12 protein-coding genes and 1 pseudogene are annotated in these 14,955 nt (G+C 57.7%); 2 read left to right on the top strand and 11 right to left on the bottom strand.

Annotated elements, in window-relative coordinates; all coding sequences use genetic code 11:
• Window positions 1-313: 313 nt before the first annotated feature.
• From ABIZ35_RS00375 to ABIZ35_RS00350, 6 genes are all read right to left on the bottom strand, one after another.
• On the bottom strand, window positions 314-2,026 hold the full coding sequence (locus ABIZ35_RS00375) for a hypothetical protein (protein ID WP_348217889.1): 1,713 nt from the start codon (window positions 2,024-2,026) through the stop codon (window positions 314-316).
• Window positions 2,027-2,099: 73 nt separating this feature from the next.
• On the bottom strand, window positions 2,100-3,116 hold the full coding sequence (locus tag ABIZ35_RS00370; protein ID WP_348217888.1) for a hypothetical protein: 1,017 nt from the start codon (window positions 3,114-3,116) through the stop codon (window positions 2,100-2,102).
• A gap of 122 nt (window positions 3,117-3,238) precedes the next feature.
• Complete coding sequence (locus tag ABIZ35_RS00365; RefSeq protein WP_348217887.1) at window positions 3,239-3,883, bottom strand: sigma-70 family RNA polymerase sigma factor; 645 nt, start codon at window positions 3,881-3,883, stop codon at window positions 3,239-3,241.
• 106 nt (window positions 3,884-3,989) lie between these two features.
• Window positions 3,990-5,417, bottom strand: coding sequence for a hypothetical protein (locus ABIZ35_RS00360; protein ID WP_348217886.1), 1,428 nt, complete (start codon window positions 5,415-5,417; stop codon window positions 3,990-3,992).
• 52 nt (window positions 5,418-5,469) lie between these two features.
• Window positions 5,470-5,847, bottom strand: coding sequence for a TMEM14 family protein (locus tag ABIZ35_RS00355; RefSeq protein WP_348217885.1), 378 nt, complete (start codon window positions 5,845-5,847; stop codon window positions 5,470-5,472).
• A gap of 56 nt (window positions 5,848-5,903) precedes the next feature.
• Entirely contained in the window at window positions 5,904-8,045 is a 2,142-nt protein-coding gene (locus ABIZ35_RS00350; protein WP_348217884.1) for a discoidin domain-containing protein, read from the bottom strand.
• Window positions 8,046-8,151: 106 nt separating this feature from the next.
• On the opposite strand from ABIZ35_RS00350, the gene ABIZ35_RS00345 reads away from it, so the two are divergent.
• Complete coding sequence (locus tag ABIZ35_RS00345; RefSeq protein WP_348217883.1) at window positions 8,152-9,147, top strand: zinc-binding alcohol dehydrogenase family protein; 996 nt, start codon at window positions 8,152-8,154, stop codon at window positions 9,145-9,147.
• Between the two features lie 87 nt (window positions 9,148-9,234).
• Here the strand turns inward: ABIZ35_RS00345 and ABIZ35_RS00340 are convergent, their stop codons facing one another.
• From ABIZ35_RS00340 to ABIZ35_RS00320, 5 genes are all read right to left on the bottom strand, one after another.
• Complete coding sequence (locus tag ABIZ35_RS00340; RefSeq protein WP_348217882.1) at window positions 9,235-10,764, bottom strand: hypothetical protein; 1,530 nt, start codon at window positions 10,762-10,764, stop codon at window positions 9,235-9,237.
• Between the two features lie 49 nt (window positions 10,765-10,813).
• Window positions 10,814-11,437 (bottom strand): sigma-70 family RNA polymerase sigma factor, encoded by a 624-nt coding sequence (locus ABIZ35_RS00335; protein ID WP_348217881.1) that lies wholly within the window; start codon window positions 11,435-11,437, stop codon window positions 10,814-10,816.
• 98 nt (window positions 11,438-11,535) lie between these two features.
• On the bottom strand, window positions 11,536-12,366 hold the full coding sequence (locus ABIZ35_RS00330; protein ID WP_348217880.1) for a DUF4435 domain-containing protein: 831 nt from the start codon (window positions 12,364-12,366) through the stop codon (window positions 11,536-11,538).
• A complete protein-coding gene (locus ABIZ35_RS00325; protein ID WP_348217879.1) occupies window positions 12,335-13,423 on the bottom strand; it encodes an AAA family ATPase in 1,089 nt (362 codons plus the stop codon). Before ABIZ35_RS00325 ends, ABIZ35_RS00330 begins: the two co-directional genes overlap by 32 nt.
• Before the next feature lie 66 nt (window positions 13,424-13,489).
• On the bottom strand, window positions 13,490-14,449 hold the full coding sequence (locus tag ABIZ35_RS00320) for a tetratricopeptide repeat protein (protein WP_348217878.1): 960 nt from the start codon (window positions 14,447-14,449) through the stop codon (window positions 13,490-13,492).
• 199 nt (window positions 14,450-14,648) lie between these two features.
• On the opposite strand from ABIZ35_RS00320, the pseudogene ABIZ35_RS00315 reads away from it, so the two are divergent.
• Window positions 14,649-14,955, top strand: a pseudogene (locus tag ABIZ35_RS00315) (hypothetical protein); the annotation flags it as partial.

The following is a 14,955-nucleotide window of genomic DNA, read 5'->3' as shown; positions in this document are numbered from 1 at the left end:
GCCGGCTGGGAGGAACGCTTGCCAATCATAAGAAGAGATTCGACAAGGACAAAATTTATCCTTGTCAAATCCCCAAAGATATCGAAGACTTTTCGGCACCGCTTCTAGAAGTGCACGATGTCCACCTGCGTGGACTCCAGATCAGAGCGTAATCGACCACGTTTCTGGAGTGCCCGCAGGGGCACATCGTGCTTTTCTAGGCGCGAATTTATTCGCCGGCTATTCTTCGCCGGCTATTCTTCGCCGACTATTATTATGTCGGCCTTACTACGCGCTACGCTTACGTGTTAAAGGGCCTTCGTCACGCGCCCATCTAAAACTTCATCCCCAAGCTCGCATTCGCCGTGTACGCATTGGCGTTGTTCACCGCCGCGCCCACGTTCTGCTGCATCGTGCCGTCCACGGCGAGTTGGAAGCGGTCGCCGACGCTGTGCTTGAAGCCGACGCTGTAGACATTGCTGCCGTGCGGGTTTGTGGAGATGTCATCGAGGTTCTGGCGATAGCCGCCAGTGATTTGTGTAGATGAGGAGAGACGCAGACCAAGCGCGAGGCGCACGCCGCAGCCGAGAGTTTGGGCGGCGTAGTATTGGCGCCAATCGTAGCCGCCGGCGAGGCTGAGAGCGCCGAGGTTCGTTTCCAGGCCGACGCCGCGCTGCTCGGTCTGCTGAGGCGTCCCGCCGTCTTCAGCGTTCCGTGCATAGGTTCCGGTGATGCGCAGGCGATTCGGACCGAGCGCAACCCGCGCAGAGGTCGTGTCCAGGGTGTTCTGCGGATTTTCCACGCCCTGGGTCATGTCGCGGCTCTTGAAGCCGGCGCTCACCGTCAAGTCCCGAGCGGGAAGAATAGTTCCGTCCACTGATGTCACCACCGCGCTGCCGGAGTCGTTCTTCTGCATGTTGACGCCGGTGTTCAGCGTCATCTTGCTGCTGGGCGCGAAGCGCAGGCCGGCGCCCTGCTGGCTGGTCACGGAGGAGCCGGTGCGCGACTGGCCGGCGTTGGTCGTCAGCGCGATCGATTTGCTGACTCCGACAGCGGCGCCCAGGTTCATCGTCTGCGTGTCGGCGGCGGTCCCGGCGGTGTCGTTCGTCGCGTAGTTGGCGGTCACCTGAGTGCTGCCGGCCGGCTTGGCGTCGACCGCGACGCTCGCGGAATGCGAGACGGCGGCGCCGTGCGCGGCGTTCTCCTGAAGGTTCGTCTGGATCTTGAGGTTCTGATTGGGCGTGAGGGTCATCGCCGCTGCAATCTGGGAAGTTCCCGCGTTGGGAGCAGCAGCGTTGGCGTCCTGAGTGTAGTTCAAGGACGCCGTCATGATGCGTGACGGGGCCATCTGAAGCCCCAGTCCCAGGTGCTGGCTGCCGACTTGCAGTCCGGCATCGGTCGGAAGATTGGTGAGACTGCTGCTGTCCCGCCGCATCTCAAAAGAAAGGTGTGTGGAGCGCCCGGCGTCGGTTCCGCCCGAAAGCAGCCAGCCAGTGCGATCGGCGCCGCTGGAGGCGTCCTCGCCTACGGATGGGGCAAAGAAGAATCGGGCGGTGAGCTGCGAGTTGCGCGCTCCCTGCCAGCCGGTGCCCACGCCCAATGTGAGTGCATCCTGGCCGCTGCCCACGTTCGTGTCGGTGGTGTTCTTACGATACAGGGCGGAAACAAAGAGGCTGGAAGTTTCACTCTGCGCGAGGTTCACTTGCAAGGGCATGATAAAATCGCGACGGACCATCTGCGCGGTCTCGCTGTCGTAGATATACTCGACGGTAGCGGTAGAGCGTGCGCTGAGGGGGCTGGCGAATGTCACCGTGCCGGCGTCCGGATCGAACGTGTAGTCCAGCCCGCGCATCTGCGGCAGGGTGTTGATCTTCACGGCTTCGCCCGTCCGGACAATGTTCTTCCAGGACAGAGCATAGGGACCAGCCGTGCCGTTGCCCATCAGAATTTCCTTCTGAATGCGCGTGGCGGCGTGAATTGGAGCGGCCGCCCCAAGAAGCGCCGCCGCTCCGGCAAATATTGTGGCGCGAAAAACAAATGGACGCATGGCTGCTATTTCACTCTCCCGGAGTAATAGAGCAATCATGCGTCGCATTTGTTTCATCAATTTCCGCGAAAACTTATCGCTTCTCGAAAACCTGGTATGTGGTGTCATTCAGCTTCCGCACGCCATAGCCGACGGAGCCAGCGACCGTATTCAGCGCATTTCCGACATCGTCGCCCGACGCCCACCCTGCGGCGGTCATCGTCGGCGACGTCGTCGCGTCGGCAATCACCGTCACATGGTAGACCGAAGCAATATTGCGCAGCGTGTCGTAGAAGTTGCCGTTCGCGACAGGCGCCGTCGCCGGCCCGCCGTCGGCTACATCGAAGGGCGTGAAGACGACCTGCGTCTTGCTTTGCGACGGATCGTTATTGGCGTACCAGGAGACCAGCATATCCAGGGTCGAGCCCGCTTCAGGACGCTTGGTGAGCGCCACCGGGATCTGCATCTCCACATCGTTGGTCAGCGGCGTCGGCGCGCTGAGCGCGGGATGCGCATCCGTCTCACGAGCGCTGGCGTTTGTGATCTGATCGCTGGACGTCAGCACATACGCGTTCACCGTGGCGTTCGGCACGTTCTGCGGCAGGTGAATATGGAAATAGTGATAGAAGTTTCCATCCGTTCCCTCACCCGTCGAAACGCTCTGGATCGTCGGCGGCGTAGCGTCCGATGCCGTTGCACCTGTTCCGAATATTACCGCAGTGTTGGTCCCAGTAATCTGCATGGCCGGACTAAACATAATCCCCGCCACTACGAGCGCAGCAGCGCCCGCCAGAATGCCGCCGCTGAGGCGACGTCGTCCAGAAGGAGCGAACCATTCGCGGATGGCGTCGCCGAGCGAGCGCGGGGCCGAAGCCCGGCGCTGCTGCTCGGCGGTGGCGAGTTCCATCACCTTGGCGCGGAATCCCAGTGGGACATTGACTTCCAGAGGCGCACTATCGCCGAGGACGGCGAAGATACGCGCGAATTCATCGTAATCAACGCGAGCCTCCGTGTCCGCGTCGAAATGCTGCTCCAGGGCCAATTTCATGGCCGGGCTCAATGTTCCTTCCGCGTAGTCTGAATATAGTTCGCGCGCTCGTTCGAGCTTCATGGCAGTGTTTCCGGTTTTTTGGATAGTATTCAGGCGCAAACTCGCCTGCAATAATGGCGTCAGTACATCAAGAAAAGTGGGCGGATCCGCGCCATTGCAGTCCGCTTGGGTGTATGACGCCGTCAGGCGTTAAAAAGTTCCCGCAGCGGAGTCAATTTTTCCTTCAGCGCCAATCGCGCCCGATTCAAGCGGCTCTTCACCGTTCCAATCGGCAGGTCCATGATCTCCGCGATCTCTTCGTAAGACTTTTGCTGCGAATGGTACAGCACCACCATCGTTCGCTGATACTCAGGCAGCGACGAAACGGCGTCCTGTAAAATCTTCCCGCGCTCGGCTTCCTCGGTCAAAGCCTCGGGCGACGGACCAGGATCTTCGATCTGGCGTGCGACAGCCGACTCGCCCAGCTCCATCTGCTCGTCGAGCGATGTCTGCGGGTGCGCCTTGGCCTTTTTGCGCTCGTCCAAAAAGACATTGGTGGTAATACGAAACAGCCAGGTTGTAAACGAAGCATCGCCCCGGAAGCTTCCGATCGCGTTAAAAACGCGTACGAACGCATCCTGAGCCACATCATTGGCGTCGTCGTAACTGCCTGTCAATCGATACGCGAAGTTATAGACCGGCTTCTCGTACCGCTTCACCAGTTCGTTGAACGCCGCCAAGTCCCCTTGCTTGCAGCGCTCGATAATCGATTTTTCTTCCGGCGACACGTACAGCTTACCTCTCGCCTGCGGCGCATTCGCCAGTTTTTTCTGCAGTACAAATGACACGGCATTGCTCGCTCTCGAAGAACATTATTTACGTTCTTACCCAGCGAGCCTTAGTAATAATCAGGGGCGTAATTCACCGAAGTATAGCCAATCCTACTCAAGACTGTCAAGATGGAGCAGAATATGCTCCATCTCCCGTCTCCCGATGGAGGTTCGAGAATACGACGGAGCTGTCACAGCAGCCCACACCCCAGTGCTCAGACGAAAACTCAGGATTAACGACGTTTATGTCTAAAAGTCTCTTCCCGTCAAACTTGGCTGTCAGATGATGCCCTCGAACATGCAGTTCAATACGATGCCGCCGGCTTTGAAAAACTTTGGGATCCATTCCCACTCTCCCCCAGTTGTGATATTCTCCATTATATGTCAACAACCCGGAATACTTTGGCCCAAAGTAGATGGCGTGGTAGTAGTTGTTCGCAGCATTGCTCAAAACGATGTCCACTTCCCGGGTTCCCACCGGGGAGATGTCAATGTCACAGCAGATTTTAAAATCATGAACGCTGTTCTTTGTTTTATGGAATGCGATTATCGTCTGATTTTGGTAAGATTCGGTTAAAAGACTGCCATTTGCCAGCGTGTGGACATTTCCATTACGAGCAAACCAGGGAAACACCTGTGTATTTTTGACGTAAGAGAGATAATCCCTCATGAGTCCCTTCGAAGCAGAACCTCCGAAGATCTGCGAAAACCGTGCATTCACTCTCGTGTCGGTTCCTTTGGAAGCAGGATACGAATTTACCTCATTGAGAAACTGACGAAAACGCTCACGCTGCTTTGAATTTGAGGGAGACGGATCATCCAGCATGCGAACAAGGATATACGCCTCACCGTAAAGTTGTCCTCGATAATCATGCGTATGCCTGGTAAAACTAGCCGACGTCAGCTTGCTGAGCGGCAGCAAACGACGTCGCTGAATTGTGTCCTGAACGTTCTCAAAATATGCGCTATACCAGCTTGAAAGCTCCGCTTGAGGCGCGCCATCGTTACTCATCGCCGCCTCAGCCCAGACGTCCGCAACGCCCTCATTCAGCCAGTCAGGAAGGTAATCGTATGAGGGAAATTTCCGCTGATGGATAGCGTGGCATAACTCATGCGCAAGCGTGGCCTGAGTATTGAAAATGTCTTGAGCCGGCATTCCGCGAGGACCAGGACGTACATAGATATGCGAGATACTGCCATTGCAGAAAGCCAAATTGGCTTTGGTGCGCCCACTGTTGAATGCCGCATCCGCCTGCTCGTAATCTTTGGTTTTGTCGTAAAGATAAACGTCAAAACGCTGATCGGTCAAAGAGACGCCAAGATTACCTGCGTACCGTTCGAGAGCATGGTCAGCTGTTTTGAGCAGACGATCAATATGACTTCGCTCTCCCATCGGCGCGAAGATACGAACATGTTTGCCTTCCGCGACGACGCCGCTATACGATGGCGGTGAACGCCGACTATGTGTGAACCATACTAGGGCGCAAACGATTAAGAAGAAGCCAGTTGCAAAGGCCAGGAGGCGGTTTTTCGTTCTACGGATAGCGTCCATGCTCAATCATAACACAAAACGAACACCATTAAGAGAGCAGCTTTAGCAGAGGTCAATGTCCCATTGCCATCGGCGTAAACGAGGCGATAATCACGATGGCGCTCAGTACGATCACAGGGATCGCCGGCATTGCCTTCTTTGTTTTGGCGTATCGCGAGATGAAGATTGTGGCGACCACCATGGCAAGAAACGCCTCGGCGAACACGATCTTTGCGAGATTATCATACTCACCGCCAACACGCAAGGCGTGACCGGAAAGTGACGTTGCGATGTGGTGTATTTCTTTGTCATAAACGCCGGCGCCGATCAGTGCGAGAGCGCCGGTCGCGATGCCGGCTATCAGCGACGCCTGCGACTTCGCCTTGGCGTACCCCATGATTCCGCCCACAATCAGTAAAACGCCATAGATCACGTACAGAGTGATCATCATAATCCAATTATCCCTTCGTCCCAAACTTCGTATTCTATTATGCCCATACTTGCGAATTATTGGACGCTTCCCCGCACGACGGTCAGCGAGTACGGCGGCAAATTTGCGATGGCGTCAGGGGAGATCGACGTGCGCTTTGGGGGCAGATTGGGCGACGCGTAGCCGCGCGCGCCTCGCGCATGCCAGCGATACTGCGCCGGGCCATACTGGATGAAATCGACCGATCTGGCAAAATGGATCGGCAGTGGGAGCTTGACACGAACGCCGTAGGAGCGCTTTGGATCTTTATTCAGAAGCAATATGCTCCAGCGTCCATCCGAACGGCGCGCGGCGTACGCGGTTACAAAGGACGGCGTGCGCTTACCCTGGACCTTACAGACGGCGGAATAAAGCGCCAGTGGCTTTGCGCCGGGCTGCGCCCATTCCTGAGTGATCATGCGCGCTCCGTAGTAGGCAGCGAACGGGCTTTGGATATGCCGGTCGTCGTCTGATTGGAAGAGCGAGAGATTGCCCCAGGTTTCGCACTCGTCCAGCTCCTTGATCAGCGTGTTCGGCTCACAGCCGTAAAAATAAGCGCCGGAACCGCCGTGCGTCAGAAAGTATGCGACGAGATCGGCGTTCAGTAATGCGCCCGGCAAATCGACCTCGGGCTGACCGGCGTAGGCCGAGTATCCATACTCGGTAATCAGCCAGGGAATGTTTTTGGGAACGCCGTCTTGGCGCCAGCGCGCCATGGCGTCTCGGATCAGACCGGGCAGCGACGCGAGCTGTGGCTCGGATGGTCCGCAGAGATGATCGAACGGATAGCATTCGAAGCTAAAAAATCCCAGATCCCGCATATGGCCGTGGACGCGCAGATATCTCAAAAAACGACGGGTCCACGACGTATCGCCGCCAGCGCCGGCAGGCCAGGCGCGGACTTCATCGGAAACGGTTTGGTAGCAGGGGCCGCCCAGGACCAGCGATGGGTCTTCCCGGTGCAGCGCCGACGCCCACTGAACATACAGCGCGCCATAGTCCTCCGGCGTCATATATTGGCCGTCCGGCTCCTCACCCATTTCCACCCGCGAGATTTTATATCCCCTGGCGCGCAGCCAGCGGATCTCAGCGACGGAGTTTTCCGGGGTGTCGTAGGCAAGGCCGACCGGGATCATCACCGGCAGGCCGCGCGTGACGCCGCTCTGGAAGACGGTATCGAATCCGGGCTGCTCTACGTTCTCATCACGGTCGCCGCTCCGATGCCAAGGGTCGGTCGACGATGCATAGATCGTCGTCTGCCGCGCGCTGTCTTGCGCGCGCCGCACCCAGTCCCGCAGCATTCCATTGGACTGCGATTGGCCAATCGACAGCTCGCGCACGGCAAAGCCTAAATGGTCGCGCGGGTCACCGCCACTTGGTCCGCCGGCGCCCTCTTCCATGCGAATCCGGATAAAGCGGGCCGAGATCGGATGATCGCACAACTGGATGCGGACTGCCCCGCCCGAGCCGGCGTTGATGCTCCCCTGCGGAAAGGGGCGCCATGCTCCGCTTTCGCTGTAGGTATCCTCGATCCCCGAGGCGTCGGGGTTGTCCCGATCGGTCCAGTATTCAATCTGATACCGGCGGGCATAAGGCGCTCCCCAGAGAACACGAATGGCGTCGACGGGACGCGCGCGATCCAGGATTGCGACCAGCCACTGCGGATGGTCTTCCGCCGCATACGGGCGAGCGAGGTAGGGATTGCTCTTCCAAAATGTCTTGGGATCGCCATCATCGATACGCGAATAGCTGTCCTTGTTCGCCTGATCGTATGTGCTCCCCCGGCGCGGCAGTCGATATCCATTGCAGGTCGCGATCGGCGCGGCCGCGCCGGCGTCCGACGTCCAGTATCCGGAATTCACGCCGCTCCATGTTCCATGCGGGTTCCAATGCCAGGCTTCCACGCCCAGTTCCGTGCGCAGGCGATACGAGATTTCACCAAATCCCGCCGTCATGATCGCCTTCACGTTCGCGGGGGTATAGATCTTAGCGACATCGCCTTTTTCATATCCATCCAGGGCCGCGCCGAACGCCGCAGTTGGAATGACGATATGGGAGGGCTTCGCCGCGACCGTCACCGTGACAACTTGCGAGACGCTCGCCGCAGGGCGCGCAGGAAGAAGGGCGCACAAGAGCGAAACAGAAATAGAAAACGCACAAATGGTTCGAGATATTTTCATAGGGCTTTTGTCCAAGTCATTGTACCTGGACCTGGAACGATCGCTATGGCGACGCCATTGAACGTATCGACGCCCACGCGTCCATCAGAACCAAGGAAGATCAACAATGAGCACAGAAGGCGCCGCCATGCGCGCATTACGCTTTGAGATGTTCGGAGATCCCTCTGTCCTCCAAATCGCAGACATCCCCGCGCCAAAGGCGGGACGGGACGAAGTCGTTGTGGAGGTGCATGCTTCGGCGGTCAACCCCAGCGATGTGAAGAACGTTTTGGGAAAAATGCCGCACACCACCATGCCGCGCACGCCCGGGCGAGACTTTTCCGGCGTCGTCATCGAAGGACCCGCGCCATTGATTGGGACACAAGTGTGGGGCACCGGCGGCGAACTCGGCTTTACGCAGGATGGCTCGCACGCCGAATGCCTCATGCTGCCGCGCGGCGGCGTACGCGCAAAACCTGGCGCCCTGTCGATGGATGAGGCCGCCTGCATCGGCGTGGGCTATGTCACCGCCTGGGCGGCGCTGGTGAACGGAGCCAGGTTCATCAACGGCGAGACGGTGCTCGTGGTCGGCGCGACCGGCGCCGTGGGAAACGCCGCCGTGCAGATCGCCCGGTGGCGCGGAGCGCGCGTAATCGCCGCCGTGCGCGATGCGAGCCGGGAAGCCGAAGCACGCGATCTGCGAGCGCACGAAGTCGTCTTTACGGAAGATCCCCAGGCGTTCGCGCGGCAGGTTCAAGAGCTCACCCAGGGGCAAGGCGTGCGGGTCGCCCTGGACACCGTCGGGGGCGCTCAGCTGGACGCCACGCTTGCCGCAATGGCGCCCAGGGGCCGAGTCGCCGTCATCGCCACGCCCGACCGGCATGTCCCGATCGACCTGCTCAACTTCTATCGCCGTGAGCTGCGCCTGGTCGGCGTCAATACACTCAACCTGACGGCGTCCGACTGCGCGCACATCCTGGACGATCTTGCCCCCGGCTTTGAAATCGGCGCACTCCACGCGCCCCGAATCGGCTCGACATTTTCTCTCGACGACGCAGCGGCCGCCTACACTCAGGTAACGCAGGGGGCCGCGGGTAAGGTGCTGATGAAGATTAAAGGCTAACACGCCAAGAAATAACGGCTCGAATACAGCATGGCCGCCGCAGGAAACTCCTGCGGCGGCCATGTTTACTCCGGTTCGTCTCAATGATTAATGCAGAGGATTGCTGAGCCAGCGCTGGGCGATAGCGCGGTGGGTGGAAGTTAACGGCAGCGCCCCGGAGCGCACGGCAAATTCATAAGCGACGCGCGCGGAGGTCGTATCGCCGTCGATCAGCTCCGCGCCCGCCAGCTGATACCAGTCTTCCCCGGTCTCAAATCCGCTTTGGGTGACCTGACGCCAAACGGCGCGCGCCAGCTCAACATCACCCGTCAGCGTATAAATATAGCCAAGCGCCCGGGTGTTCACGATGTCGTCGGGCGCAAACTCTTGCTGCCGTTCTAGACGTTCACGCAGATTTTCCAATTGACCGGCGTCGCGAACGGCCGCAAGCGTCTCGTTCACCTGCTTCACCGACGCCTCATCGGAGTAGGTCGGCGCGGCGATGGAAACGAACACAGCATCCCGCCAGGTATCCAGCGCGCTGCTGAACTGGCCGCGGCTCTGCTGACCATAAGCCTCAGCGCGCAGCACATCCACGCTTTGAGCGGCGGTCAGCGACCTCGGCCGAACCGCAGACACGATATCCGAAGGACGGTGGGCGGCTTTTGCTCCCGCCGGCAATGTGGCAAAGAAGCGACTTGCGCCCAGCATTCCCAGCACATTCGACGAAGCGCTCGCCACTTGATATGAGCCCGGCAAACGCGCCGTGTCCATATCAGAAACGGGCCGATGCGCCATGGCGTCGAGAGCACTGGTTCCGGACGGCGATAACGAATCCGAATGGTCAGCCATCCTGGATGCGTTCATGCTCACACTGTCAGCGGCGTCGGACACAGACGCGTTCCCATGGACGGATTGTCCCAAAGCCGGCGCGACTTTCGCGGCAAAGACCACACTCGGCGCGGCGGCGGGCAATGCAGGCGAAGAAATCGACGAAGTCGTCTTCGCCATTACGAACGAAGCGCCGCTATGCGGCATCTTTACCAGACCGGCCGCGGCGTACTGTACGCCGCCCCCCTCTCCCGAGGCTATCGAGTTCCTGGCTAACCACATTGCCGGATGCGCCGGTATGGCTATCTTGACTACCCGATCTGGGTTTGCGAATGCGTTGACTGTTGGGGCGGCGGGAGCAGCCGTCACGGGCTGTGTAGAACGCGCTCGCAATTGAAATCCACGATCGCTGATCGGAGCAGCCGCCATCATCTCTGCGTGATCGCCAGAGTAATTCTGGACAGGAGGCAGATAATTCAGCGGTTCCGTGCGCATGTTCGCGGCGACCATAAACCCCACGGCGACCGACACCGCGCCGCCCCACGCCAAACGAGACGACACCAGCGGCGCCGGCCCGCGCTTTTGCAGCCGGCTCTGGACTCGGGGCCAAACAGGACGCATGTCGGTGGGCGGAGGCTCCGAGGAAGCGGAGCGGCGCAGATGGGATGTCACTCGGCGCAGCGTATCCATTTCCGCCGCAAGCTTGGGATCGGCGGCCATGCGCTTTTCCAGCAAATGGCGGCGGCCGGCGTCGAGCGTTCCCTCGATATAGGGAATCAACCAGGCGTAGTAGCGTGATTTCAGCATGACAATAAAATAGCACTCTCTTGCGCGAGATATTCGGACGCCTCAGTGATCAGGCTTGCTGCAGCCACTCCAGATTGCCGCGAAGTTTGCGGCATGCGTAGTGGAGGCGAGACCACACGGTCCCAATCGAGCACCCGATCATTTGGGCGACTTCCTCGCAGGAATAATCTTCGAAATAATGAAGCAATACGACGGTGCGCTGCTTTTCAGGCAGCGCATCAATGGAAGCGCGCAGCGCGCGATCGCGCGCCGCACTTTCGGCGTGATCCGCCGGGCTGGGGCTTGGATCGGTCATCATGGATACCCGTAAGTTCTCAGGAAGTTCTTCGTCGGCGACCGTCATGCGCAGCCGTTTGCGACGGTGCCACTGTTTGATCGCCATATTCGTCGCAATTCGATAGAGCCAGGTAGAGAACTTCGAATCGCCGCGGAAGCGAGGCAAGGCCCGCCACGCCTGCACGAATACATCCTGCACGGTGTCATCCACGTCGTCCGCCGAGACGCCCGCGCCAAGGATGCGCGAGACCAGGGCGTAGATACGCTTTTCATGCCGGCTGACAAGCTCTCCGAAGGCGGACATGTCTCCGTCGCGACATCGCATCGCCAAAGCGGCGTCGATGTCCTCGGGACCCGCCGACCGCCGCGCCACATAGGGCGCTATTGTCGGTTCCATCAGCTCTTCACCATTTGGCCCTATCATAATCACCGGCATACCACATGTCCTGCGAACGAGTTCTCTGCTTCTTATGACCTAGACTGTGGACGCCGCCTTCAACTCCCAGCTAAGATTTTTTGCTCCACGATTTCGCGAAGGTCCTCATGGATCAGATTCTGCTGCTTGATCTGGGCAAGCAGTTGTCGAAAGAGATAATCTTCAGATAACCCTCTGCGCTTCTTGTCACATGCCCGCGCAAAGTCAAAGAGATGAAAGAGCAGATGCTTCCCGCTAATACAAGTGTAGGCGGTCCCAAGAGAATGCAGCCGCTCATCAATATGTGCTTCTCGTTCTACAATTTCGGCCTCAACCAGAGCGGCGTCCTTACTCAGACGGTGAGCAACCGCCTCAACCAGAACTTCTCGCGACAGAAGTTCATGCCCCTTCGAAAAGAGCAACGCATCTTGGAGGCGCAACACAAAATTTGCCGCCATCATCGTTCTCATATCCGCACAGAGTTTTAGCAAATGTTCTTCTGCTTGCTTGACACTGCTCCATGGGAACGCTTTCGAGAGATAGACGCGCAAGACATACCAAACAACAAGAGGCTCAAGCAAGTAGTTCTCAATGCAGTAACGCCGCAATACGAACAATCGCGAGCCTGACGCAGTTAGAGACGCTTCCACATCCGTATCACTTTGAAAATCCCGATCTCGTATTCCAAAAGACTCAACGTCCGGCCTTTGAGTCAGTAATTCTTGCAGCAGCGCCTCTAAACGCTCATCGCCGCCTGTTGGGAAGAAGGCGATTTTTGAAAGGCGGTCCAAATAGAGTTCTTCAAATACTTCAGCATCGTCAGCGCCTTCCACAAGAACCAGTTTCCGAGGCCCTAGTTCAAAGAGAAAGTTATTGAGTTCAGGCGGCAGCGGCTTGATTGGCGGTGTCATAGTATTGTGGATTTGGCAGCAGCAGGGTATTTTCAGATCCGAAAACTTTTAGGATGGCAGGTGCATGTGAAGTCACTATCAGCTGAAAGGGAATTTCCCGCTGCATCTCCTTCAATGCCTCTCCAATTTTATATTGAAATGCTGGATGAAGGCTATTTTCGATTTCGTCGATTAACACAATACTATTTGGCAACAACCGCCGACGAAGTTCAAGTAATAAAATGAGCAGGTTCTGTTCACCAGAACTCAATCCATCTAATTTGTGCGTTTGTCCATTTCGCGCCGTAACAGTGGCGCTCAAAGTCTTACGATGTATTCCAAACTTCTTATCATCGAAATGCTTACTCAGAAATGTGATGACACGATGATATTCCTCCACGTCTGAGTATTCAAGCCAAACAAGGTAGCCGTTAAGCGATTCATTGAACGTATTGACGGTCTCAAATCGATAAGCCCATTGATAAAGCGTGTCCTCAGTGCTCAGACTTGTTCCTTGTGTCGGCTTGATAACTCGACTATGCGGGAAGAAAAGTATAGAGGGGGCTGGCGACATATTGAGCGCAGTCATAGACAGATCACCGCAAAACGATAATTTCGCTCCGCTCTGAGTTCCAAGTTGATATTGGATATTGCTAAAGAAATTCCAATTCAAATGCAACAATTCCGCCATATTTGGCGAACCATGCGGCGTGTCACTGAGCCACAGACCTTCTATTCGCCTCGCGCCAACATACTCGCCAGTTATTTCCACATCGTCAGGCGCTTCTCCATAATAAATGGTAAATGGGACCTCATCTATCGTAAGAGCAATATGAGCATATTGATTTGACGTGTCACGAATGAGAGAAAGTATCGTGGCCTTCGTGAATGACAATGTCGGATCAAGCAACTCCAGAAGCCCGAAAATCAACTCCAGCACCGTCGTCTTGCCGTTGCCGTTGGCGCCGCCGATGAGCGTGTTTTGGCGTGGCTGGCCGCTCGGATCGGTGAAATCCAGGGTGACGTCTTTGAGCGGGCCGATGTTGACGGCGCGCAGGGATTTGATTTGTATCTTCATGGCGCGGTTATCTCAGGGTGCATATCACTATCATATCGTGAAATGTGAGCGATTTGTATAAGGAATTTACGGTTTTTCTTTCAAAAATGTCTCGGCTTCGGCCTTGACGTTCCCTGTGCCCTGGTCGGCGACGGTTTTCCATTCGGCGCGGCCTTGTTTTTTCTGGCCGAGTAAGTACAGCGCCTGGCCTAAATTCAGTCGGGCGCGCAGGAGGTCGGGGTCGAGACGGAGGGCGGTGCGCAGTTCGGGGACGGCTTCCTGGACGCGCCAGACGCAGAGCAGGGTGCTCCCGAGGTGGTAATGGCCGGCGGCGTAGTCGGGCGCGGCTTTGACGGTCTGCTTGTGGATGGCGATGGCTTCGTGGTACTCGCCCTGCAGCGCCAGCACATTACCGATGGTATCCTGGATGACGATGTTGCCCGGCTTGAGTTTCAGAGCGGCGCGGTATTCAGCGGCGGCGTCGGTGTAATACTCCTCAGCGCTGTAGACATTGCCGAGATCGAAGTGCGCGTCGGCGTTTTTGGGGTCTATCTTGACGGCTTCGCGCAGCTGAATGGTCGCGCCGTCGTAATCGCCCTGGCGGCCGAGTGCGCGGCCGAGACTGTCGCGGACGGCGGCGTCCTTGGGAAGAGCGTGCGCGGCGATCTTGAGCTCAGAGATCGCGTCCGGCAAACGGCCCGCGTCCAGAAGAATATTCCCAAGGCTCCGGTGGTATTCGCCGTTATTAGGGTCCATCCGAACCGCCGCGCGCATCTCCGTTTCCGCCTGCTCAGGACTGCCGGAAGAGGCGAGCGCCTGGCCTAATTTTGCGTGCGCTTCAGGCAGGTCCGGCGCGAGACGCACCGCGTCCTGGAACGCCGAGAGCGCCTGAGCGGAAAGCCCCTGTTTCAGGAGCGACGCGCCGGCTTCCAGCTTCGCCTGAGCCTCCGGATTGACCGGATCAGCCGGCTCCCCGGCGAACGCGGGACGAAGCGAGATGGGCGCGAGCGCCAAACAAAGTACGAGCAAATAATAACGGGCGGTCATAAAACTCTCCAGCAATCCAGCATTGCAGCGCGCGAAGCGCATGTGTTATGATACCTTGCGCGAAGAAGAAGCGCGTTTGTCCGTCTCTTCCGAGGCAGCCGTCCGCTTCATGAAGGTTTACAAGAACGCTTGGATCAGAGTTGACGGCAGTCATTCCTATAAGCTTGTCTGACGCGCTCAATTTCGTTGAGGATAACCCATGCATAAATATCCCTTCCTGTACTGCTTGACGCTCGCCGCCTGCCTAAGCGCTCCCTGTCTGGCGGCGCCGGACGACACTCCGGTCACCAAACTTCCCGTTCGGGAGATCACCGTGTTCAAAGATGGACACACGTTTTTGATGCGCGAAGGAACTGTTCCCACGGACAGCGCAGGCAATGTCACTCTGGATGAACTACCCAATCCCGTCCTCGGGACATTCTGGCCTTATTCCAAAGACACGCATGCGAAACTGACGGCCGTGATCGCCGGCAATCAAGCCGTTAAGACGGCGCGCACCGCGACGT

The sequence above is a fragment of the Capsulimonas sp. genome (genome assembly GCF_039929585.1).
In the GTDB taxonomy this organism is placed as follows: domain Bacteria; phylum Armatimonadota; class Armatimonadia; order Armatimonadales; family Capsulimonadaceae; genus Capsulimonas.
Note: the sequence above shows the minus strand (reverse complement) of the source record. Positions and strands in the feature narration are given on the sequence as shown.

What these genes read in the sequence shown, in the direction of transcription:
- ABIZ35_RS00330 (WP_348217880.1), bottom strand. Translation starts at nt 12,366, where the DNA reads ATGACACCGCCAATCAAGCCGCTGCCGCCTGAACTCAATAACTTTCTC.
- ABIZ35_RS00350 (WP_348217884.1), bottom strand. Translation starts at nt 8,045, where the DNA reads ATGAAAATATCTCGAACCATTTGTGCGTTTTCTATTTCTGTTTCGCTC.
- ABIZ35_RS00370 (WP_348217888.1), bottom strand. Translation starts at nt 3,116, where the DNA reads ATGAAGCTCGAACGAGCGCGCGAACTATATTCAGACTACGCGGAAGGA.
- ABIZ35_RS00360 (WP_348217886.1), bottom strand. Translation starts at nt 5,417, where the DNA reads ATGGACGCTATCCGTAGAACGAAAAACCGCCTCCTGGCCTTTGCAACT.
- ABIZ35_RS00325 (WP_348217879.1), bottom strand. Translation starts at nt 13,423, where the DNA reads ATGAAGATACAAATCAAATCCCTGCGCGCCGTCAACATCGGCCCGCTC.
- ABIZ35_RS00335 (WP_348217881.1), bottom strand. Translation starts at nt 11,437, where the DNA reads ATGGAACCGACAATAGCGCCCTATGTGGCGCGGCGGTCGGCGGGTCCC.
- ABIZ35_RS00345 (WP_348217883.1), top strand. Translation starts at nt 8,152, where the DNA reads ATGAGCACAGAAGGCGCCGCCATGCGCGCATTACGCTTTGAGATGTTC.
- ABIZ35_RS00375 (WP_348217889.1), bottom strand. Translation starts at nt 2,026, where the DNA reads ATGCGTCCATTTGTTTTTCGCGCCACAATATTTGCCGGAGCGGCGGCG.
- ABIZ35_RS00355 (WP_348217885.1), bottom strand. Translation starts at nt 5,847, where the DNA reads ATGATGATCACTCTGTACGTGATCTATGGCGTTTTACTGATTGTGGGC.
- ABIZ35_RS00340 (WP_348217882.1), bottom strand. Translation starts at nt 10,764, where the DNA reads ATGCTGAAATCACGCTACTACGCCTGGTTGATTCCCTATATCGAGGGA.
- ABIZ35_RS00320 (WP_348217878.1), bottom strand. Translation starts at nt 14,449, where the DNA reads ATGACCGCCCGTTATTATTTGCTCGTACTTTGTTTGGCGCTCGCGCCC.